Annotated in this window: 19 protein-coding genes and 1 pseudogene; 15 read left to right on the forward strand and 5 right to left on the reverse strand. The window is 70.2% G+C overall.

Going from position 1 to position 20,293, the window contains the following annotated elements:
• Position 1 precedes the first annotated feature (1 nt).
• The 4 genes from MVA01S_RS10630 to MVA01S_RS10645 all read left to right on the forward strand — a co-directional run bounded on the left by MVA01S_RS10630 (position 2) and on the right by MVA01S_RS10645 (position 3,709).
• Positions 2–532 carry a phosphatase PAP2 family protein gene (locus MVA01S_RS10630; protein WP_003932805.1) on the forward strand — a complete coding sequence of 177 codons (531 nt, stop codon included), beginning with the start codon at positions 2–4 and terminating at the stop codon, positions 530–532.
• 9 nt (positions 533–541) lie between these two features.
• A complete protein-coding gene (locus MVA01S_RS10635) occupies positions 542–2,074 on the forward strand; it encodes an aldehyde dehydrogenase family protein (RefSeq protein ID WP_003932804.1) in 1,533 nt (510 codons plus the stop codon).
• A gap of 117 nt (positions 2,075–2,191) precedes the next feature.
• Positions 2,192–3,076 carry a hypothetical protein gene (locus MVA01S_RS10640; RefSeq protein WP_003932803.1) on the forward strand — a complete coding sequence of 295 codons (885 nt, stop codon included), beginning with the start codon at positions 2,192–2,194 and terminating at the stop codon, positions 3,074–3,076.
• A gap of 240 nt (positions 3,077–3,316) precedes the next feature.
• Entirely contained in the window at positions 3,317–3,709 is a 393-nt protein-coding gene (locus MVA01S_RS10645) for a nuclear transport factor 2 family protein (RefSeq protein WP_051015370.1), read from the forward strand.
• Here the strand turns inward: MVA01S_RS10645 and MVA01S_RS10650 are convergent.
• Complete coding sequence (locus tag MVA01S_RS10650; RefSeq protein ID WP_003932801.1) at positions 3,697–6,309, reverse strand: LuxR C-terminal-related transcriptional regulator; 2,613 nt, start codon at positions 6,307–6,309, stop codon at positions 3,697–3,699. The genes MVA01S_RS10645 and MVA01S_RS10650 overlap by 13 nt on opposite strands.
• A 110-nt stretch (positions 6,310–6,419) precedes the next feature.
• Between MVA01S_RS10650 and MVA01S_RS10655 the strand changes: the two genes are divergently transcribed.
• Entirely contained in the window at positions 6,420–7,715 is a 1,296-nt protein-coding gene (locus MVA01S_RS10655; RefSeq protein WP_003932800.1) for a cytochrome P450, read from the forward strand.
• Here MVA01S_RS10655 and MVA01S_RS10660 read toward each other — a convergent pair.
• The 4 genes from MVA01S_RS10660 to MVA01S_RS10675 form a co-directional block, all read right to left on the reverse strand.
• Complete coding sequence (locus MVA01S_RS10660) at positions 7,645–7,965, reverse strand: hypothetical protein (RefSeq protein ID WP_003932799.1); 321 nt, start codon at positions 7,963–7,965, stop codon at positions 7,645–7,647. The genes MVA01S_RS10655 and MVA01S_RS10660 overlap by 71 nt on opposite strands.
• Positions 7,962–8,612 (reverse strand): LpqN/LpqT family lipoprotein, encoded by a 651-nt coding sequence (locus MVA01S_RS10665; RefSeq protein ID WP_051015360.1) that lies wholly within the window; start codon positions 8,610–8,612, stop codon positions 7,962–7,964. The genes MVA01S_RS10660 and MVA01S_RS10665 overlap by 4 nt, the downstream gene beginning before the upstream one ends.
• A 1-nt stretch (position 8,613) precedes the next feature.
• Positions 8,614–10,641: a prolyl oligopeptidase family serine peptidase gene (locus MVA01S_RS10670; RefSeq protein WP_003932797.1), complete on the reverse strand. Its 2,028-nt coding sequence runs from the start codon at positions 10,639–10,641 to the stop codon at positions 8,614–8,616.
• Between the two features lie 84 nt (positions 10,642–10,725).
• Positions 10,726–12,555, reverse strand: coding sequence for a flavin-containing monooxygenase (locus tag MVA01S_RS10675; protein ID WP_003932796.1), 1,830 nt, complete (start codon positions 12,553–12,555; stop codon positions 10,726–10,728).
• A gap of 118 nt (positions 12,556–12,673) precedes the next feature.
• Between MVA01S_RS10675 and MVA01S_RS10680 the strand changes: the two are divergent.
• The 10 genes and pseudogenes from MVA01S_RS10680 to MVA01S_RS10725 all read left to right on the forward strand — a co-directional run.
• A pseudogene (locus MVA01S_RS10680) lies at positions 12,674–12,937 on the forward strand (alcohol dehydrogenase catalytic domain-containing protein); the annotation flags it as partial.
• Between the two features lie 125 nt (positions 12,938–13,062).
• Entirely contained in the window at positions 13,063–13,857 is a 795-nt protein-coding gene (locus MVA01S_RS10685) for an acetoin reductase (protein WP_003932794.1), read from the forward strand.
• A gap of 23 nt (positions 13,858–13,880) precedes the next feature.
• On the forward strand, positions 13,881–15,167 hold the full coding sequence (locus MVA01S_RS10690) for a helix-turn-helix domain-containing protein (protein ID WP_003932793.1): 1,287 nt from the start codon (positions 13,881–13,883) through the stop codon (positions 15,165–15,167).
• A gap of 1 nt (position 15,168) precedes the next feature.
• The gene (locus MVA01S_RS10695) at positions 15,169–15,663 is read left to right on the forward strand and encodes a DUF779 domain-containing protein (RefSeq protein ID WP_003932792.1); all 495 of its coding nucleotides are present in this window, start codon (positions 15,169–15,171) and stop codon (positions 15,661–15,663) included.
• 103 nt (positions 15,664–15,766) lie between these two features.
• Entirely contained in the window at positions 15,767–16,045 is a 279-nt protein-coding gene (locus tag MVA01S_RS10700; RefSeq protein WP_003932791.1) for a putative holin, read from the forward strand.
• Positions 16,038–16,397: a hypothetical protein gene (locus tag MVA01S_RS10705; protein ID WP_003932790.1), complete on the forward strand. Its 360-nt coding sequence runs from the start codon at positions 16,038–16,040 to the stop codon at positions 16,395–16,397. The genes MVA01S_RS10700 and MVA01S_RS10705 overlap by 8 nt, the downstream gene beginning before the upstream one ends.
• Positions 16,398–16,446: 49 nt before the next feature.
• Positions 16,447–18,021, forward strand: a complete 1,575-nt coding sequence (locus MVA01S_RS10710; RefSeq protein ID WP_040542685.1) for an ABC transporter substrate-binding protein — start codon at positions 16,447–16,449, stop codon at positions 18,019–18,021.
• Positions 18,009–18,998, forward strand: a complete 990-nt coding sequence (locus tag MVA01S_RS10715) for an ABC transporter permease (RefSeq protein ID WP_003932788.1) — start codon at positions 18,009–18,011, stop codon at positions 18,996–18,998. The genes MVA01S_RS10710 and MVA01S_RS10715 overlap by 13 nt, the downstream gene beginning before the upstream one ends.
• Complete coding sequence (locus MVA01S_RS10720) at positions 18,995–19,795, forward strand: ABC transporter permease (protein WP_003932787.1); 801 nt, start codon at positions 18,995–18,997, stop codon at positions 19,793–19,795. The genes MVA01S_RS10715 and MVA01S_RS10720 overlap by 4 nt, the downstream gene beginning before the upstream one ends.
• A partial coding sequence (locus MVA01S_RS10725) for an ATP-binding cassette domain-containing protein (RefSeq protein WP_159426310.1) occupies positions 19,789–20,293 on the forward strand: 505 nt, incomplete at its 3' end. The genes MVA01S_RS10720 and MVA01S_RS10725, both read left to right, overlap by 7 nt.

Consider the following 20,293-nt stretch of genomic DNA (forward strand, 5'->3'; position numbering starts at 1 on the left):
CATGATCCTGCTGGGCCTGGCGGTCGGCAAGGGGTCCACACCGGTCGACGACTGGTTCCAGGAACTCGGCCGCCAATATCGCGAACTCCGGTATCTGCTGGTGTTCACCGCCGGTGGGCTGGTGGTCGCCCTGTGCGTCGCGGTGTTCGTCGCCGCGCTCCTGCGGCGCCGGTGGAACCTGGCGCTGATCACCGCGGTGACCCCGCTGGTGGCGGTGCTGGCCGCCCGCGTCGGTAAGCACGCGTTCGGCCGGCTCAAGGAGGGCGGGCTGTGTTATCCGAGCGGGCACACCACCGCCACGGTCGTGGTGCTGGCGATGGCCGTGTTGCTGCTCGGCGCGAAAACGTGGGTGCTGGTCGGTGCGGCGGTCGTGATGGTGCTGGGGGTCATCGGGCAGTCCGTCGCCTACCACTACTTCACCGACGCGATCGGTGCGTTGCTGCTCGGCACCGCCTGCGTGTGCGCCGCCATGTCGCTCGCCAGACTTGACACGTGTCAACCCAAGTGCGAGCTGGATCACAGCCCCCGTTAACATGGGGACATGACAGCGACGTCTGATACGACCTCGACCTCCGCGACGTTCACCGGCACCGCGACGATCAGGAATCCGGCGACCGGCGGTGTCGCCGGGGAAGTCCGCTGGACCGACCCCGCCGACGTCACGCGCATCGCGGCCGGCCTGCGCAGCGCGCAGCGGGAATGGGAGGCCCGCGGCGCCAAGGGGCGCGCCAAGGTGCTGGCCCGCTACGCGGTCTGGCTGGGCGAACACCGCGACGACATCGAGCGGCTGCTGATCGCCGAGACCGGAAAGTCCGCCTCGGACGCGGCCCAGGAAGTCCCGCTGATCATCATGATCACGTCGTACTACGTGCGGACGATGGCCAAGGCCCTGGCACCGGAGCCCCGGCGTGCAGCGCTGCCGTTCCTGTCGATCAAGAAGATCACCGTGCACTACCGGCCCCGCGCGGTCGTCGGCATCATCGCGCCGTGGAACTACCCGGTGGCCAACGCGCTGATGGATGCGATCGGCGCGCTCGCCGCCGGCTGTGCCGTGCTGCTCAAACCCTCCGAACGCACGCCGCTGACCGCCGAACTGCTGTTGCGCGGCTGGCTGGATTCCGGCGGTCCCGATGTGCTTGCCCTGGCCCAGGGCGCACGTGAGGTCTCCGAGGCCGTCATCGACAACTCCGACTACATCCAGTTCACCGGGTCCAGCGCGACCGGCGCCAAGGTGATGGAGCGGGCCGCCCGCCGGCTCACGCCCGTCAGCCTCGAGCTCGGCGGCAAGGACCCGATGATCGTGCTCGAAGACGCCGACATCGAGCTGGCCGCGCACGCCGCGGTGTGGGGTGCGATGTTCAACGCCGGACAGACCTGCGTCTCCGTCGAGCGCGTATACGTGCTCGAACAGGTCTACGACCAGTTCGTCGCCGCCGTGGTGCGCGACGTACAGAACCTCAAGATGGGCGCGGGGGAGGGCCACGCGTTCGGCGCGATGATCGACGACAGCCAGGTCGAGGTCACCGCCCGGCACGTCGAGGACGCGCTTGCCAAGGGCGCCCGCGTACTGACCGGCGGCAAGCGCGGGTCCGGGCCGGGCAGCTTCTACGAGCCCACGGTCCTGGTCGACGTCGACCACTCGATGGCGTGCATGACCGAGGAGACGTTTGGGCCGACGTTGCCGATCATGAAGGTGTCCTCGGTGCAGGAGGCGGTCCGGCTGGCCAACGACAGCCCGTACGGACTGTCGGCGGCGGTCTTCTCCAGGGACGTCGAACGGGCGCAAGACATTGCGCTGCAACTGGATTGCGGCGGCGTGAACGTCAACGACGTGATTTCCAACCTGATGTGCACCACCGCCCCGATGGGCGGATGGAAATCGTCGGGCATCGGTGCGCGCTTCGGCGGGCCGGAGGGCCTGCGCAAGTACTGCCGGATCGAGACGGTGGTCAGCCCGCGCACCAGCGTCGGCGCCGGCGGCAACTACTACCACAACTCCCCGCGGGCGCTGAAGCGGATGAACACGCTGATGACCAAGCTCGCGCTGATCCGCCCGCGCCGGATGGCCAAGTAGCGGCGGTAACTTCGACTACGACACCAAGGGCCACGCGCTTTCCGACTGACCGGGAAAGGCACGCGCCCCGGAGCCGCCCCGGCGGCGAACTGCCGCCGAAGACAGGAGGACGCGTCCGTGCGCTTTCTCGCCGCGCTGCTGTTGTGGCTGCTCGCGACGATCGCGCTGGCTGCTGCGGTGCCCGCGGTGTGGGCGCAGACGCACATCGTCGACGAGGACGGCTACGCCGCGCTGGCCGCGTCGGCGGCCCGGGACGAGCGACTGCAGGACGCCATGGCCGCCGAGCTGACCACCCAGGTCGTCGCGCTGGGCGCCGACAACGGCTACCCGCTCAACCCCATGCTGGTCCGGCAGGTCGCGGACTCCTACACCCGCAACTCAGGCTTTCCCGGGCAGTTCGCCCAGGCCAACCGCATCGCGCACCGGTGGATGTTCACCGGCGCCGTGCCCAGCGGGAACTCCACCGACCAGTGGCTCATCGACGTCGCCCCGATGGTGTCGGATCCGTCGTTCTCCGCCACGCTCGGCACGCTCGACCTGCAGGTGCCGCCGACGCTGACCGTGCCGATCACCGTGGACACCCCGCAGCTGCAGCCGGGCAAGCTGCGCTGGCTGGCCACCTGGGGGCCGTGGGCGAGCATCGGCAGCGCGGTGCTCACCGCAGTGCTCGTCCTGCTGACGCTGGCCGCAGCCAGATCCCGGGGTAAAGCGCTGACCGCGCTGGGCGTTTCGGCGCTGCTCGTCGGAGCCGCGGGCTGGGCGGCCATCGAGGTCGGCGGCCGCTACGTCGACGTCGCGCTGAACCGCACGACCGGAGACATCCGGACAGTCGCCGAGGTGATGGTCGCCCATACCGAGGCCAGCCTGCATCAATGGCTGAATTACACGTTGCTGGCCGGTGGTGCGCTGGTGGTCGTCGGGGCGCTCGCGGCGATGGTCGGTGGCGCGCTGCGCCGGCCTACAGGCGGTCCATCTCCCGTGACAGCGCCGCGCCCTCGATGAACGAAAGATGACGCGGATGGCCGTGCACATCCCAGTCGGTCCGGACGCGCCGCGGATGACGGCTCCGCCAGTGCACCATCGCATCGACCCTGGCAGGCATCGTGATCGTCATCTCGTTCTCCCCTCGATCAGTGCTCACCGGAATCGTCGCGCAGCCCCGTGGCCCCGACATCAGTAGCGCGATACTTAACTCGCCAAGCCCGGTTACGTGCTACCTCTGAACCTGTGCAGGAAGCGCAGATGCGTGCGCTGATCGACCGCCACATCGCCGCCGAGGGCCGCGGCGACATCGACGCGGCCGTCGCTGTCTACTGCGACGACGTCGAGCACGACGTGGTCGGATTTCCCGGCGGCCACACCGTCGGCAAGGACGGCGCGCGTGCCTTCTACGCCTACCTCACCGCGAACTTCCGCTCCGAGACCTGGGTCGAACAGCGCAAATACGTGGCCGGCGAGGCCATCGTGCTGGAACAGCTGATGACCGGCACGGTCGTCGGCTCCTTGCTGGGGCGGCCCGGCAACGGCCGCCGCATCACCTTCCGGATGTTGCACGTGTTCGAGTTCCGCGACGGGCTGGTCAGCCGCGAAAACGTCTGGCTGGACGCCGTTTCGGTGATCGATCAGCTCAGCTGACGGCGGAAGCGGTCGAGCAGGCCGGCGAGCTCGTCTCGGCTCGTGGTGCCGGTCTTGGCCATGGCGTTGTAGATGTGGCTCTCCACTGTGCGCACCGACAGCCTGAGCCGGTCGGCGATGTCGCGGTTGGACAGCGGTTCGCCGAGCAGCATCACGATCTCGCGCTCGCGGTCGGTCAGCGGCAACTGTTCGACCGCCAGCCGCAGCGCGGGAGTGCACGCGTCGCCCGCGGTCTTTGCGAGCGCTTCCGCGCGTCCCGAGCAGCGCAGCGCGGATCCTCGCAGACTCTGTTTGCGGAAACACACCGCCGCGTACGCTGCCGTGTCGACGGCGGCGATCAGGTCGCCCATCTCCTCGAAACATGTTGACAGCGTTTCGAGTTCCGGTCCGTCGCCGCCGCCCAGGGCCGCGGCGAACCGCGCCGCGAGTCCGGCCCGCGGCCCCTCGACGAGCAGGCAGAGCTCACCCAGGCGCGCAGCCGGGGAAGTGTCGCCGAACTGCAGCGCCGTCTGCAGGCACAGCACCTCGGCGGCGTATTGCCCTCGGCGCGAGGCGATGTCGGCCGCGGCGCGGACGGTCCGCACCGCCTCGCTGACGGCGCCGTGGCAGCACTCCACCCAACTCTGGGCGATCGCACGGGAATAGTCCAGGTACTGCCAGCTCGGGTGGGTGGCGCCGTTGAGACTCTCCAGGGCGGCCGCCGCCGGTGCCGCCGATCCGCGCATGGCCAGCGCGGTCGTCAGCAGGATGCGGTAGCGGTATTCGAAGCCGGTGGCCGGATTCCACGCCGTCACCCGCTCGACCGCCGAGGTGAGAAGCTCAGACGCCCGGTCCAGGCACCCGGCCGCGAGGGCCGCCTGGCCGCTGACTGCGAGCGCCACCTGGCCGAACGGCGCGACCTGGGACTCCATCGCCCGGTCCCGCATCATCGCGGCGACCGCCTCGGCGTCGGCGATGCGGCCGGCCAGCATCAGCGCGTTGATGTGCGCTTCGGCGATGATGACGAACGCGCGCACCGGAATCGGATACCCGGCTTCGGCGGCGGTCTCGGCGGAGGCGGTCCGTCCCGCCTCGCCGTGCGCCACGGTGATCGCCCACGCCGTCAGCCTCCGCTGGAGGTTGTCGGGCAGCCGAGCGACGCCGAGCGTGCCTGCGCGGTCCGCCGCGGCGGCCGGATCGCCCATGGCGGCCGAGTACACACAACGGAATGCGTTCAGGGACGGATGGTCGCAGAGCGGAGTGGCCGACATGTTCTCGACGAGTTCCCTGGCGGCGCGCGGTCTGGCCAGGCTGAAGAACAGGTTGACTGCGCGCAGGAACGTGAAGCGAGCCCGTTCGGTCTCACTGAGGGTGGCCGAATCGACCTCGGCGAGAATCGCTTCGGCCTGGACACCGTCGCCGAGCCAGGACAACACGAAGGCGCGGATGATGCGTGCTTCGGCACCACCGCCGGCTCTGATGGCGGCCTCAGCCAACCGGTCGGCCAGCGGCAGATCGAGCATCCAGGCCGCACCGCGCGCCGCGTTGATCAGCAGGTCGACCTCGGGCGGCAGGTCCGATTCCAGGCTCAGGGTCCCGCGACGCACCACAACGTGGATGTCGTCCCGGTGCTCGGAGGCACCCAGTTCGGTCGCGACCAGCCCCCGCAACCGGCGCAGGGTGGTCTGGGGTGCCCGGGCTCGGCGAACTTCGCCGTAGAGCGGATGGGCCAGCCTGACCTCGACCCCGTCGCCCCCGGATTCGAACGAGATCAGGCCGCGACGGTCGGCCTCCTCGACGGCCGCGGGGTCGGCGATCCTGGCCAGCGATCGCAGGTCGATGGGCTCGCCGACGGCCACGACGTCGACGACGTCGCTGACCGCGCCCGACAGGCCGCCGATGCGCGCCTCCACGAGCTCCACCAGGCGCGGTGGCACCACCGGCCCACCGTGCCAGGCCCACACACCGTCGCGGTTCGTCAGCCGCTCGTCGGCCAGCTCCTGCTCGACGATGTTGCGCAGGTAGAGCGCATTGCCCTGGGTCAGCTTCCACAACCGGTCGGCGACATCCGGATCCACCGGGCCGCCAAGGGTTTCCGCGAGCAACTCGGCAGTCACCGGCAACGAGAGCGGGCGCACGTCCAGGCGGTCGAGCTCGCCGCCCTTCCACAACTCCTGGGTGGCGGCGGGCACCGGTTCGTCGTCCCGGACCGTCAGCGCCACCTGCGCCAGACCGCGCTGGATGATCTGGTGGACGACGACGGTGGACAGATCGTCGAGCAGTGGGGCGTCGTCGACACCCAGCACGACGGGCACCCTGTCCGGCGAGGCGGTCAGCGCGGCGACGACGTCGTGAACGAGTTGCAGGCTGACGTTGCCGGACAGCCGTGCCCAGGGTGTCAGCGCACCGAGCGGCAGGGCGCGCGCGGCGGAGGTGCCTACCACCCACCGCACGTGCCACCCGCGGGCCGTCACCGACGTCAGCGCCTCCCGCACAATGCGGCTCTTGCCGACCCCGGCCGGGCCGCTGACGACGATGCCCGCCGATGCGGGATCGAGTAACGCGGCCTGGATGCGTCGCGTCTCCCTGGATCGGCCGGTCAGCGGCCATGTCAACCGCACAGGGTCAGCCTAGGAGCCTGATATACGCGTGATAAGGGGGTTTCCGAACCGGAAATCTCAGTAGTTCACTACTGACGTCCCCGGTTCCGCGCGCAGCAACCATGGATTCCATGACCACCGTTTCGGCGCCGACACCAGCGGTGCCAAGCGTTTTCGACGCCGCATTGCCGACGCTGGCTTATGACGATGTGGAGGACCCGCAGCGGGCGCATCACCTGATCGCGCAGGCGCGTGAGTGCAGCCCGATCGTGATCGGCACGCACGGACCGGAGGTGCTCAGCTATCAGCTGGTGCGCAGCGTGCTGCGCGACCCGCGTTTCCGGGTGCCGCAGGGGATGTTTCTGTCCTCACAGGGAATCACGTCCGGACCGCTGTGGGACCGCGTCGCGGCGAACCTGATCAGCCTCGACGGCCAGGAGCATCAGCGGCTGCGGAAGCTGGTCGTGAAGGCGTTCACCCCGCGCGGCACGGCACGATTGCGCGACACCGTCGTCGCCGTGATGACCGAGATGGTCGCCGCCCAGGCCCCGCGCGGGCACTGCGACGTGGTCGCCGACATCGCACGCCGGTACCCGATCCCGATCATCTGCGCCCTGCTCGGCGCGCCACCGCAGGACTGGCAGGCGTTCTCGGACTGGACCGACGACATCTTCCTGGTCTTCAGCTGGAACGCCGCCGCGAATCAGGACCGGATCCTGACGGCCTGGCAGGCCCTCGATGACTACGTCGACGACATGGTGGCCCGGCGGCGCCACACGCTGACCGACGACCTGCTCTCGGAGCTGATCCGCGCCGAGGACGACGGCGACCGGCTCGACGCGGCGGAGCTGCGGATGCTGGTCGCAGGCCTGCTGATAGCCGGCACCGACACCACCCGCAACCAGTTCGCAGCGGCGGTGCAGGCGCTCTGCGACCAGCCGGACCAGTGGCGGCTGCTCAGCAGTCACCCCGACCTGGCACCGCGTGCCGCCGACGAGGTGTGCAGGCATTCGCCGGTCGCGTTCGGGATGCTGCGTACCGCGCTGACCGACGTCGAGATCGCCGGCGTCGTCATCCCGGAAGGCACGCTGGTGGTGGCCAACCTCGCCTCGGCCAACCGGGACCCCGAGGTGTACGACGATCCCGCGCGGTTGGACATCACCCGCGAGGGCGCCGCGCCGATCATGACGTTCGGCGGCGGGCTGCACTACTGCCTCGGCACCCATCTCGCGCGTCTGGAGCTTGCCGAGGGACTGGCCGTGATGGCGCGTGCGATGCCGGACCTGCGCCGGGCTGGGCCCTGCCCCTGGAAGCCGCTGACCGGCCTGAGCGGACCGGCGGCACTGCCGGTCACCTTCACGCCCGCGGCGGCGGATCCGGACGGCGGTGCGGCTCGTACGCCGAATGGATCCGTCCGCCGATCTTGATGTGGGGCGTGCGGAAATACGCCCAGCCCGTCATCAGGATCAGTGCGGCGGCGGTGAACGCGACCGAGCTCTGCACGTCGGGCAGCCCACCGAGGAACAGCAGCACCACCCCGGCGGCGGTGCCCGCCCAGTAGATCCTGCGCTTGACCGCCCGCGCCGGCGCGGTGGCGGTGTCCCACCCCGGGACGGCGGCGCCGAGCAGCAGCGCCAGCGCACCGGCGCCCAGCAGCACCCAGGAGACGGTCGTCATGAGTTCGGCAGCAGCATCTGGAACCCGTCGACGATCTGCTGAGATTCCTTGACATACCGGGGGTTGACCGGGTCGGTGGTCTGGATCGTTACCGTGGCCAGATAGGTGGTAAGGCCGACCTCAGCGACCACGGCGTGCATGATGATCGGCCGCTCCGGGGCCGGACCCAGCGGCGGAGCCATGTAATGCGTTGTCTCCGAAGGCAACCCGCAGGTGGTGTTGCTTCGGGTGTCCAGATCGAAGGCCCCCATCATGGTTTCCAGGTTGGCCCGGTTCTGCGCGAACACCTCCTCGGGCGTCTGGTCACCGCGCGCCGATTCCAGGGTCACGACGGCGTTGGTGGCGAACCGGTCGGACACCAGATCGGTGGAGACGATGGTGTAGCGGATGATCTGGCTGTCCATCATCGCGTTGCGCTCCCACCCGTCCGGAACCGGGATGCGAAGGTGCGGCTCGCGAACGCTCTCGGCGGGGATGTCCTCCAGCGGCACGTCGACGGTGGCGCACAGGCTCTCGTCGCCGTCGGAGGCCGATGCCCGGGGCGGCGCCCCGACCGCGGAAACCGCTGTCCCGGTGACACTGTGTGTGCAGGAGGACAACACCAGTGCCGCCGCCGCGGCCATCAGCGGTTTCCACGGCGCCGTCATCTCAGTTGCCGCCCAGTGTGCGGAGCAGGAACTCGTAGACCAGCGCGGCCCGGAACGCGACCTGCGGGTTGTCCGAAGCGCCGGCGTGGCCGCCCTCGATGTTCTCGTAGTAGCGGACCGGGTGTCCGGCGGCCTCCAATGCCGCGGTCATCTTTCGCGCATGCCCCGGGTGCACCCGGTCGTCCCGGGTGGAGGTGGTGATCAGCACCGGCGGATACCGGCGATCGGCCGAGATGTTCTGGTACGGCGAGTATTCGGAGATGAACGCCCAGTCCTCGGGGTCGTCGGGGTCGCCGTACTCGGCCACCCAGGACGCGCCGGCAAGCAGCAGATGGAATCGCTTCATGTCCAGCAGCGGCACGCTGCAGACCAGCGCGCCGAACAGCTCCGGGTACTTGGTGAGCATGATGCCCATCAGCAGCCCGCCGTTGCTGCCGCCCTGGGCGGCGAGCTGGTCCACCGTGGTGATGCCGCGCGCCACCAGATCCTTTGCCACCGCGGCGAAGTCCTCGGCCACCAGGTGCCGGCCCGCGCGCATGGCCTGCGTGTGCCAGGTGGGGCCGTACTCGCCGCCGCCGCGGATGTTGGCCAGCACGTAGGTGCCGCCGCGGGACAGCCACAGCCTGCCCATCACGCCGTCGTAGCCGGGGGTGCGCGACACCTCGAATCCGCCGTACCCGCCGAGCAGGGTGGGCCCGGCCGCCTGCCGGTGCCGGTGGCCGACGACGAAGTAGGGAATGCGGGTGCCGTCGTCGGAGGTGGCGAAGTGTTGCGCCACCTCGATGTCGGCGGTGTCGAAGAACGACGGGGCGCGCTTTATCTCGCTGAGCTCGCCGCCCGCCGTGCCGTACAGCAGCGTGGAAGGGGTGTCGAAACCCGAAGAGTCCAAGAAGATCTCGTCACCCAGCGGGTCCGCCGCGACGATCGAGGTGTTGGTGTTCTCGGGCAGCCCCGCCACGGGCTCGGCCGTCCAGGAACCCGGGGTGTAGACCTGCACCCGGCTGGCCACGTCGGCGAGCGTCACAACCATCAGGAGGTCTCGGGTCCACGCGTAGTGGTGCAGGCAGGTGTGCTCGTCCGGGGTGAACACCACCTGCAGTTCGGCGGTGCCGGCCAGGAACCGCTCGTAGTCGGCGGCCAGCAGCGAGCCCGCGGAGAACTTCCTGGTGCCGTAGGCCCAGTCGGTGCGCAGTTCGATCAGCAGCCACTCGCGGTGGATCGAGATGCTGGCGTCGGTGGGGGTGTCGATCCGGATCAGCTCGCCGTCGCGCAGTTCGTAGACCTGCTCGTTGAAGAAGTCCAGCGCCCTGCTGACCAGCGTGCGCTCGAAGCCTTCGGTGCGGTCCCGCGAACCGGCCACGATGACGTCGGAATCCGCACCGCTGAAAACGGTTTCGGCCTCGGCCAGCGGTTGCCCGCGGCGCCACCGCTTGACCAGCCGGGGATAACCCGACTCGGTCAGCGACCCTTCGCCGAAATCCGTGCCGACCAGCAGGGTGTCGTGGTCCTCCCAGGACACCTGCGACTTGGCTTCGGCGAGCTCGAACCCGCCGTCGACGAAGGTTCTTGTGCGCATGTCGAATTCGCGCACCACCGCAGCGTCCGAGCCGCCCCGCGACAGGCTGATCAGCGCCAGCGAGTGGTCCGGCTCGATGACGTCGGCGCCCGCCCAGACCCAGTTCTGGCCGTCGGTGCGCGCGAGCTCGTCGACGTCGATCACGACGTCCCAGTCCGGGTTCTCGGTGCGGTAACTGTCCAGCGTCGTGCGCCGCCACACCCCTTTCTGATGCTCGGCGTCGCGCCAGAAGTTGTACAGGTACTCGCCGCGCCTGCGTACGTACGGGATCCGCGCGTCGGTGTCGAGCACCTCCAGCGCCTCGGTCCGCATCTGCTCAAAGCGCTCGCCGGCGAACTCGGCCAGCGTCGGCTCGTTGTGCTCGCGGACCCACGCCAGCGCGTCGTCGCCGGTGACTTCCTCCAGCCAGAGGTAAGGGTCGGTGTCGGTCGGCTCGGGACGGGTGTCGGTCACGCCACCATTCTGACGTCACGCCGAAATCGCATTCCAACAGGTCCTCGCTCGAGTTTTTGCTGCTGGAATGCGAGTTCGGCGGGCTCAGGACAGGTGATGGACCTCCTGCAGGCCGTACACCGGGGTCGGCATCCCCTCGAAACGGGCTTTGAGCTGCAGTGCCAGGTACAGCGAGTAGTGCCGCGACTGATGCAGGTTGCCGCCGTGGAACCACAGGTTGGGCTGCTGGGTCGGCTTCCACATGTTGCGCTGTTCGCCCTCCCACGGGCCGGGATCCTTCGGGGTGTCGCTGCCCAGGCCCCACACCTTGCCGACCTTGTCCGCCACGTCCTGGCCGATCAGGTCGGCCGCCCAGCCGTTCATCGAGCCGTAGCCGGTCGCGTACACCACCACGTCGGCGGGCAGTACGGTGCCGTCGGAGAGCACCACCGAGTCCTCGGTCAGATGGTCGACCTGCCCGTGCGCCAGCTTGATCCGCCCGTCGGCGACCATGTCACAGGCCCCGACGTCGATGTAGTAGCCGGACCCGCGGCGCAGGTACTTCATGAACAGGCCGGATCCGTCTGCACCCCAGTCCAATTCGAATCCGGCCGCTTCCAGGCGCTCGTAGAACTCCTTGTCGCGTTCGCGCATCTGGTCGTACAGCGGGATCTGGAACTCGTGCATGATCCGGTACGGCAGCGACGCGAACGTCAGGTCCGCCTTCTCGGTCGTCATCCCGTTCGCCAACGCCCGCTCCGAGTACAGGTCACCGAGGCCGATGTCCATCAGGGTGCCGGACCTGACGATGTGGGTGGAGCTGCGCTGGACCATCGTCACGTCGACGCCGTTCTCGTAGAGCGCCTTGCAGATGTCGTGGGCGGAGTTGTTCGACCCGATCACCACGGCCTTCTTGCCGACGTAGGGGTCGGGTCCCGGATGCGCGGACGAGTGGTGCTGGTCGCCGGTGAAGACGTCCTGGCCGGGCAGGGTGGGCACATTCGGTTTGCCCGACATGCCGGTGGCCAGCACCAGCTGGGTCGGGTGCAGGGTCAGCCGTTCACCGTCGCGGTCCACCTCGACAGTCCAGGTCTGTGACTCCTCGTCGAACGAGGCTGACAGGCAGGTGGTCTTCGACCAGTACGGCACCTCCATCACCCGGGTGTAGAACTCCAGCCAGTCGCCGATCTTGTCCTTCGGGGCGAACACCGGCCAGTTCTGTGGGAACGGCAGATACGGGAGGTGGTCGTACCAGACCGGGTCGTGCAGGCACAGCGACTTGTAGCGCTTGCGCCACTGGTCGCCGGGGCGTTCGTGCTTGTCGACGACGATCGCGGGCACCCCGAGCTGGCGCAGCCGCGCACCCAGTGCGATGCCGCCCTGCCCGCCGCCGATTACCAGCGTGTACGGCTGGATCGTCCGGCCCAGCTCGGCGTCTTCGGCGGCCTTCTTCTCGGCCCACGACCGCGGATCCGGATCGTCACCGTGCACGGCGCCGAGCATCCGGCTCTCACCCTTGGGCTCCTCGTGGCCCTTGAGTTCCTGCAGCGCGGTGAGCAGGGTCCAGGCCTGGTCGCCCTTGAGACGAAGATGCCCGGTGCCGCGGCCCGCAGCGGTCTCGAACTCGATGAACGCCGAAGTCACGTCGCCGGCGTCACCTTCCACGGTGGGTGGTCCCTGCGTCCGGAAGCCGAAAGGATCGGTCTCGGCGAGCCGCGCGCCGAGCATGCCGGCGATCTGGTCGCGCCCCTCCATGGTCTTGATGTTCCAGGTGAAGGACACCAGATCGCGCCAGAAGCTGTCGACGGCGAACATGCCGGTCACCCGCTCGATGTCGCGCACCGCCAGCGCGGCCTCGAAGTCGGCCAGCCAGCGGTCCACGCGCTGCTGCGGGGCCGGCTCCGTGGTGGTCTGAGAGTCGAGAGTCGAAGTCATGTGAGCCAGAACACACCGATGCCGGCACGCTCGGCAAGAGTTGCGAAGCGTTGCACCCGGCGCTGCAACCCTGTGCAACTCTTTCGCACTGTGGCGGCGGTCACATAGACATACCGCTATGCGGGCAGCTGTGTACCACGGACCGAACGCGCTGAAGGTCGACGACGTCACCGAACCGCAGGTGCGGCCGGGCACCGTCAAGCTCGAGGTCGGGTGCAACGGGATCTGCGGCACCGACCTTTGCACGAGTACTACCGGCTGGGCCGAAGGAGACCGCGTCGCGGTCGAACCGATCTACAAGTGCGATCGGTGCGGGCCGTGCCGCGAGGGCAACTACAACGTCTGCCGGCAGATCGGCTTCCACGGCCTGATGTCCGACGGCAGGTACGACACCACCGGTTGGGTGACCACGATCCCGATCGGCGACGTGGTCGACGAGGGGTTTGAAGCGCTGCACGCCGGCAAGAAGATGAAGGTACTGATCGACCCGAAAGGAGCTCAACGGCAATGACGATCAACGGAAAAGTCGCCCTGGTCACCGGCGGCGGGCGCGGTATCGGACGCGGTATCGCGCTGCGGCTGGCCCGCGACGGCGCCGACGTCGCAGTGGTCGACATCGACCAGGACAACCTGAGCAAGGTCGCTGACGAGATCGGCGAGATCGGGCGCAAGGCAACGACATTCGTCGCAGATGTCAGCGACCGCGATCAGGTGTTCGCAGCGGTGGACCACGCCGCGTCGACGCTGGGCGCTTTCGACATCATGGTGAACAACGCCGGGATCGCGCTGGTCGGCCCGATCGCCGACGCCACCGCCGAGCAGGTCCGCAAGCTGTGGTCGATCAACGTCGACGGTGTGCTGTGGGGCATCCAGGCCGCCGTCGCCAAATTCAAGGAACTGGGCAACCGCGACGCCGGCAAGATCAGCAAGATCATCAACGCCTCCTCGATCGCCGGCCACGACGGCTTCGAGATGCTGGGGATCTACAGCGCGTCGAAGTTCGCGGTGCGCGGAATGACTCAGGCCGCCGCCAAGGAACACGCCGCCGACGGCATCACCGTCAACGCCTACTGTCCCGGTGTCGTCGGCACCGACATGTGGGTCGAGATCGACAAGAGGTTCGCCGAACTGACCGGCGCCGCCGAGGGCGCCACCTACGACAAGTTCGTCGGCGGCATCGCACTGGGTCGCGCCGAGACCCCGGATGACGTCGCCGGGTTCGTGTCCTATCTGGCCGGTCCGGATTCGGACTACATGACCGGTCAGGCCGGGCTGATCGACGGCGGTCTGGTCTACCGCTGAGATGAGGGGCACACTGACCTCTGATGCAAGGTTCGCCGGTGCCTGAACCCGCGGTGGCGGTCGGTGAGGATCCGCGCAGCTACGCGCGGCTGATGTCGGCGGTCTACGACGCGACCATGGCCGGCCACCGCGCGCCGGCCCGGCCGCGGGAGGTGATCGGCGATTCCTGGCGCCGGATGCTGGCCGGCGGCCTGGACACCCGGGGGCCGGACGCGGCACCGGTCGTGGAGTCCGGCGCGCTGGAGATGCTGCGCCGGTCGTCGGGGCTGATGGAGGTGCTCGGCGAGATCTCGCACGGTCTGGAGTCGCTGATCGCCGACGGCGACAACATCCTCGTCGTCGCCGACGCGCGTGGCCGGGTGCTGTGGCGGTCCGGTTCGCCCGCGGTGCTGGGCAACGCCGACCGCCTCGGGTTCGTCGAGGGGGCCAACTGGGGTGAGGGTGCCGTCGGCACGAACGCGATCGGCACCGCGCTGGTGTCCCAGCGTGCCGTGCAGGTGTTCTCGGCCGAGCACTTCCTGCGCAGTCACCACCCGTGGACGTGCGCCGGCGCGCCGATCCGGGATCCCCGCACCGGGCACGTCATCGGGGTCGTCGATGTGTCCGGGCCCGCGGCGACCGTGCACCCGACCACCATCGCGCTCGTCGACGCCGTGGCCCGGCTGGCCGAATCGCAGCTGCGGCAGGAACACGACCGCACCCTGAACCGACTGCGCGCGCTGGCCGCGCCGATCCTCGCGCGGATGGGCAGCCCGGCGCTGGCCGTCGACACCGAAGGCTGGGTGGCCGCCGTCGACGCGATGCCCCTGCACAACAGGATCCTGCTGCCCGAGCAGATGGCGCCGGGCCGGGTCTGGCTGACGGCGTTGGGGATGTGCGTGGTCGAACCGCTGCCGGGCGGGTGGCTGGTCCGGCTGGCCGAGCGGGACGACGGGGACGCGCAGGTCTCCCGCGCGACGCTCGATCTCGCCGATCCCGACGCGCCGGCTCTGGTGATGGCCGGCGAGTTCGGCAGCTGGCGTCATGATCTGAGCCTGCGGCACGCGGAGATCCTGTGTGCCCTGGCGGTCTCACCGCAGGGCCTGACGGCGTCGCAGCTCGCGGAGGATCTCTACGGCGACAGGTCGCGGGTGGTGACGGTGCGCGCGGAGATGTCGCGGTTGCGCAAGCAGTTCACCGGCCTGCTCGCGGCGCAGCCCTACCGCTTCGCCGGGTCGGTCGACCTGCAGGTCCGCTATCCGGCCGACCGCAGGCTGCTGCTGCCGCCGTCGAAAGCCCCGGCGATCCGCGCCGCCAGGGAGAATGACTGACATGCAGGCACCGAAGCGGGCGTTGGTGACCGAGGCTGCCGCCGAATTGCTGCGCACTCTGCAGCAGCGGCACGGCGCGCTGATGTTCCACCAGTCCGGCGGCTGCTGCGACGGGTCGTCGCCGATGTGTTACCCGGACGGGGACTTCCTCGTCGGGGACCGCGACGTGCTGCTGGCGGTGCTCGACGTGGGCGACGGCGGGGTTCCGGTGTGGATCTCCGGACCGCAGTTCGATGCGTGGAAGCACACCCAGCTGGTGATCGACGTGGTGCCCGGACGGGGCGGCGGGTTCAGCCTCGAGGCGCCGGAGGGCAAGCGCTTCCTGTCGCGCGGCCGTGCCTTCGCCGAGGACGAGAACCGTGCGCTGGACGCTCTACCGCCGGTGACGGGGGCTGCCTACGAGCGCGGGGAGCGGCCACCGGCGACCGGCACGCACATCGTCGCCGCGGCCGCCCCCGAGAGTCAGGACGCCTGCGCCCTTCCCACCGCGGAATAGCGTTCCAGGCTGCAAAACCAGCCCCCGCAACGACCCGGAATACTGTTCCGCGGTCGGGCGCGCCGCCCGGGGTTGTGCCGAGCGCGGCGTTATCGTCTGAGGCGTGATCCCGCTGCCGCGCGCATCGGTGCTGGCCGGAGTGATGATCGTCGGCATCGCTCTCGGGATGATGGCCGCGCTCGTCGCCGCGGTCGAGATCACCGCGACCATCCGCCCTGACGTCGCGATCGGCCTGGTCGTCGGCGTGCCCGGTGTCGTGGGCATGACGATGATCCTGCTGTCGAGCAAGAGATGGGCCACTGCCCTGGGCGCGATGATCCTGGCCATCGGCCCGGGCTGGTTGGGTGCGATGACCGCGATCCAGGTGGCCTCCGGTGTCTGAGGACCAGCTCGCGCTGGACACCCCCGCGCAGCCGATGGTGATCCCCGCGGCCGCCCAGTACGTCAGCCGCTGGCGCTTCGCGCTGATCGTGGTCGGCATGTGGATCGTCGCCGCCGCGGCCGGCGCCGGTCTGTACTACTGGTGGTACTACTCGCTGGACAAGGGCGTGCCGGTGTTCGCTGTGCTGGTGTTCGTGATCGCCTGCGTGGTCGGCAGCCTGCTGACCTCGATGGTGCAGGACCGGCCGGGTGTCGCCGCGATGGCGGTCGCGATGATGTCCGCGCCGATGGCCGCGGGCGCGGGCGCGGCGCTGCTGTACAGCGCCTACGTGTTCGGCTGGATTCCTCGGTGACCGTCAGGTAGGTCGCGCACCTCCTTTGCTCATGTGTTCAGATAGACACATGAATGTGCGGATGGCGCTGACGTGTGTCCTGGCCGCGGTCACCGTCGCCGCATGCGCCGGGCCCGCCGCGCAGGAGCAGGCCGACCAGCTCGTGCTTGCCGACAGCTACCAACTCGGCGGCTACAACCCGGTCAACGGATACTCCGAGTCCGGCGTCTCGCCGCTCTACGAAGGGCTCTACCGCCCCGACGCGCCCTCCGACGCCACGGTCCCCGAACTGGTTCCGACCCTGGCCGAACGCGCGCCCGAACCGGCCGGCCCCAACCGCTGGCGCATCCCGCTGCGCAGCGGCGTCGTGTTCTCCGACGGCAGCACCTTTGACTCGGCCGACGTGGTCGCCACCTACGCCGCGGTCGCCGATCCGGTGGTGGCCTCGGAGATCTCGACGTCGGTCGCGCCCATCGTGTCACTGACCGCCGACGGGCCCGGGGCCGTCGTCGTCGAACTGGACACCGCGGCCGACCCGCGGCCGTATCTGCTCCTCGGGATCCTGCCCGCCGAGAAGATCGAAGCCGCCCCGGCCGCCGACTGGGCGGTCAACACCGCGCCGGTGGGCACCGGGCCCTACCGGTTGGACAGCCTGCGGCCCGACCAGGCCGTGCTGGTCGCCCGCGACGACTACTGGGGGGACCCGGCGCAGGTCCGACGTCTGGTCTACCTCTACACGCCCGACGACAACGCGCGGGCGCAGAGCATGGTCTCGGGTGCGGTCGACGGCGCGAATCTTCCTCCGCGGCTGATCGATTCGATCGACGGCGACGAGGTGCAGACCGTCGGTGTGCGGTCGGCCGACTGGCGCGGCGTCGCGCTGCCGGCCGGCAACCCGTTCACCGCGGACGTCCGCGCCCGGCTCGCGATGAACCTCGCGGTGGACCGTGAGGCGATGGTGCGCGACGTGCTCGCCGGCTACGCCCGCCCGGCAGGCACCCCGATCGCCGAGATGTACGGGCCGGCCTACAACCCGGACGCCGGGTTCGCGTTCGACACCGACCGCGCCGCGGCGGTGCTCGATGACGCGGGGTGGCGCCCCGGCAGCAGTCAGATCCGCGAAAAGGACGGCGCGCGTGCGTCGTTCGAGCTTCTCTACAACGCACCGGACACGCTGCGCCGCGACCTGGCGGTGGCGTTCGCGGCCGCGATGCGGCCGTTGGGCATCGAGGTCCGGCCCCGCGGCACCAGCTGGGACGAGATCGACACCCGGTTCGGTGACTCCGCGGTGCTGCTCGGTGGCGGCTCGACGCCGTACAGCATCGACTCCCAGGTGTACGACACCCTGCACACCCGCGTCCCGGACTCCTCGCCGTACTCGAACCCGGGCAACTTCACCGCGCCCGGACTCGACGACATGCTGGAACGCGCCGCGCGGTCGGCGCCCGGCCCCGACAAAGACCGTCTCTACCGCGACATCCAGGCGACCTACACCGCCGAACCGTCGCAGGTGTTCCTGGTGTTCCTCGACCACACCTACGCCTACCGCGACACCGGCTGGACGCAGACGGCGCCGATCATGGAGCCGCACTCGCACGGAGTGTCCTGGGGGCCGTGGTGGAACGTGGCCCGGTGGACACGCTGACCCCGGGCGCCGCCGCGGCACGGCTCCTCGGTGTGCGGATCGCGATCGCAGTCCCGCTCACGGTGGCCATCTCGGCGGCGATCTTCGCGGTCGCGTCGCTGTCGCCGTTCGACCCGCTGGCCGCCTACCTCGGCAGCAACTACCAGTTCGCCACCCAGTCCCAGCGCGACGCGATGCGCGAGGCCTACAGCACCGACCAGCCGTGGTACCTGGCGTGGTGGCAGTGGTTGGGCGGACTCGTCCGAGGTGACCTCGGCTGGTCGTCGACCCAGTCGCAGCCGGTCGCGACGGTATTGGCCGAACGGATGCCGTTCACGCTGGGCCTGTCCGGCGCGGCGTTGCTGACCGCGACCGCGCTGGCGCTGCTGCTGGGATGTCTGGCCGGCATGCGCCGCGGCGGGCTGGTCGACCGCCTGGCCACCGGGTTCTCGGTGACGTTCGCTGCCGTGCCGCCGTTCGTGGTGTCCCTGGCGCTGGTGGTCGTCGTGGCGGTGGGCCTGCGCTGGCTCCCGGCGTCGGGCGCGGCCGCGCCGGGTGCCGGCTACACGGTGGAAGGCGTTCTGCGGCACGGCATTCTGCCGTGGATCGCGCTCACGGTGTCGATGATCCCGTGGCTGCTGCTGACCACGCGCGCGGCGGTGGCGGCCGGGGTCGACTCCGACGCGGTCCGCGGGGCCCGGTCCCGCGGGGTGCACGGCTGGGCGCTGCTGCGCGGGCACATCGCGCCGGTCTCGGTGCTTCCCACGCTGGCGTTGCTGGGCACCCGGCTCCCCGAGCTGATCGCGGGCGCGGCGATCGTCGAGACCGTGTTCGGCTGGCCGGGCATGGCCGCCGTGCTGGTGGATTCCGCTGCAGCGCTGGACTTCCCGCTACTGGCCGCGCTGACCGTCGCGGCGGCGGCCGCGGTGCTGGCCGGTTCGGCGCTCTCCGACGCGGCCGCGGTCGCGATCGACCCGCGCATCCGGATGGCCGCATGAGGACGAACGCACCCTGGCTGGTGCTCGCCGTGATCGTCGTTGCCGCGGTGTGCATTCCGCTGCTGGCCGGTCCTCAGGTCGCCGACTTCTCGGCCGCGCTGCGGCCCCCGGGCGCCGGACACCCCGCCGGCACCGATCATTCGGGCTACGACCTGCTGACCCGCACCGCCGAGGGGCTGCGGGTGTCGCTGCTGATCGCCGTCGTCTGCGCGGTGGTGGCCACCGCGCTGGGCCTGGCCATCGGCGTCGCCGCCGCGCTGGCCGGCGGCTGGCTCGACGCGGTGGTGATGCGCCTGGTCGACGGGGTCAACGCGCTGCCCCACCTGGTGGTGGGCATCGTCATCGCCGCGATGTGGCGGGGGGCGCCGCTGGCGATCATCGCCTCGATCGCGCTGACGCACTGGCCGGCGGTGGCCCGGGTGGTGCGCGCGGAACTGCTCGCGGTCGCCGAGGCGGGCTGGGTGGAGACCTCGCGGCTGGCCGGCGCCTCGCGGTGGTTCACCGCCCGCACCCATCTGATCCCGGCGGTCACCGGGCAGGCGCTGGTGGCGATGGTGGTGCTGCTGCCGCACGCGGTGTGGCACGAATCGACGTTGTCGTTCCTCGGCGTCGGGCTCTCCCCGGACCGGGCCAGCCTCGGCACGCTGCTCAGCGAGGCCCGCGGCGACGTGCTGACCGGGGCGTGGTGGACGCTGGCGGTGCCCGCGGCGGCGCTCATCGCGACCGCGCTGGCGTTCGCGGCGGCGGGCGCTTCCCTTCGTGACCGGCACCGCGCGCCGACAGGACAGGTGTGGTGACCCCCGCGCGCGAGGAGGCCCGCCTGACCGGGCTGACGGTCGACATCGCGCTGCGGCGCGGGCGGCACTCGTCGGCGGTGCGTGTCCTCGACGACGTCAACCTCGACGTCCCGGCCGGCCGCGTCACCGCGCTGATCGGCGAATCCGGTTGCGGCAAATCGCTTGTCGCGGCGGCACTGTCCGGTCTGCTCCCGCCCGGCTCCCGGGTCCGCGGGCAGGTCCGCGTCGGCGACCGCGAACTGCGCCCTGACGACGAACCGGCCTGGCGGGAGGTGCGCGGCCGGCGTATCGGGGTGGTGCCGCAGTCGGCGGCGACGTCGTTCACCCCGGTGCGCACCATCGGCTCCCAGCTGGCCGAGGTCTGCGCGCGGCTGGGGGCAGACCGCGGACCGGAGGAGCTGTGCGCGTCGGTCGCACTGCCCGCCACGGTGCTGCGGCGTTACCCGCACGAGCTGTCCGGCGGCATGGCACAGCGCGCCGCGATCGCCGCGGCGCTGG

This window comes from Mycolicibacterium vaccae NBRC 14118 = CIP 105934 (genome assembly GCF_001552715.1).
Lineage (GTDB): Bacteria > Actinomycetota > Actinomycetes > Mycobacteriales > Mycobacteriaceae > Mycobacterium > Mycobacterium vaccae.

Coding starts and splice junctions, on each gene's coding strand:
- MVA01S_RS10695 (WP_003932792.1), top strand. CDS start 15,169: ATGCAGGCACCGAAGCGGGCGTTGGTGACCGAGGCTGCCGCCGAATTG.
- MVA01S_RS10720 (WP_003932787.1), top strand. CDS start 18,995: ATGAGGACGAACGCACCCTGGCTGGTGCTCGCCGTGATCGTCGTTGCC.
- MVA01S_RS10655 (WP_003932800.1), top strand. CDS start 6,420: ATGACCACCGTTTCGGCGCCGACACCAGCGGTGCCAAGCGTTTTCGAC.
- MVA01S_RS10645 (WP_051015370.1), top strand. CDS start 3,317: ATGCGTGCGCTGATCGACCGCCACATCGCCGCCGAGGGCCGCGGCGAC.
- MVA01S_RS10665 (WP_051015360.1), bottom strand. CDS start 8,612: ATGACGGCGCCGTGGAAACCGCTGATGGCCGCGGCGGCGGCACTGGTG.
- MVA01S_RS10690 (WP_003932793.1), top strand. CDS start 13,881: ATGCAAGGTTCGCCGGTGCCTGAACCCGCGGTGGCGGTCGGTGAGGAT.
- MVA01S_RS10710 (WP_040542685.1), top strand. CDS start 16,447: ATGAATGTGCGGATGGCGCTGACGTGTGTCCTGGCCGCGGTCACCGTC.
- MVA01S_RS10685 (WP_003932794.1), top strand. CDS start 13,063: ATGACGATCAACGGAAAAGTCGCCCTGGTCACCGGCGGCGGGCGCGGT.
- MVA01S_RS10660 (WP_003932799.1), bottom strand. CDS start 7,965: ATGACGACCGTCTCCTGGGTGCTGCTGGGCGCCGGTGCGCTGGCGCTG.
- MVA01S_RS10635 (WP_003932804.1), top strand. CDS start 542: ATGACAGCGACGTCTGATACGACCTCGACCTCCGCGACGTTCACCGGC.
- MVA01S_RS10675 (WP_003932796.1), bottom strand. CDS start 12,555: ATGACTTCGACTCTCGACTCTCAGACCACCACGGAGCCGGCCCCGCAG.
- MVA01S_RS10630 (WP_003932805.1), top strand. CDS start 2: ATGATCCTGCTGGGCCTGGCGGTCGGCAAGGGGTCCACACCGGTCGAC.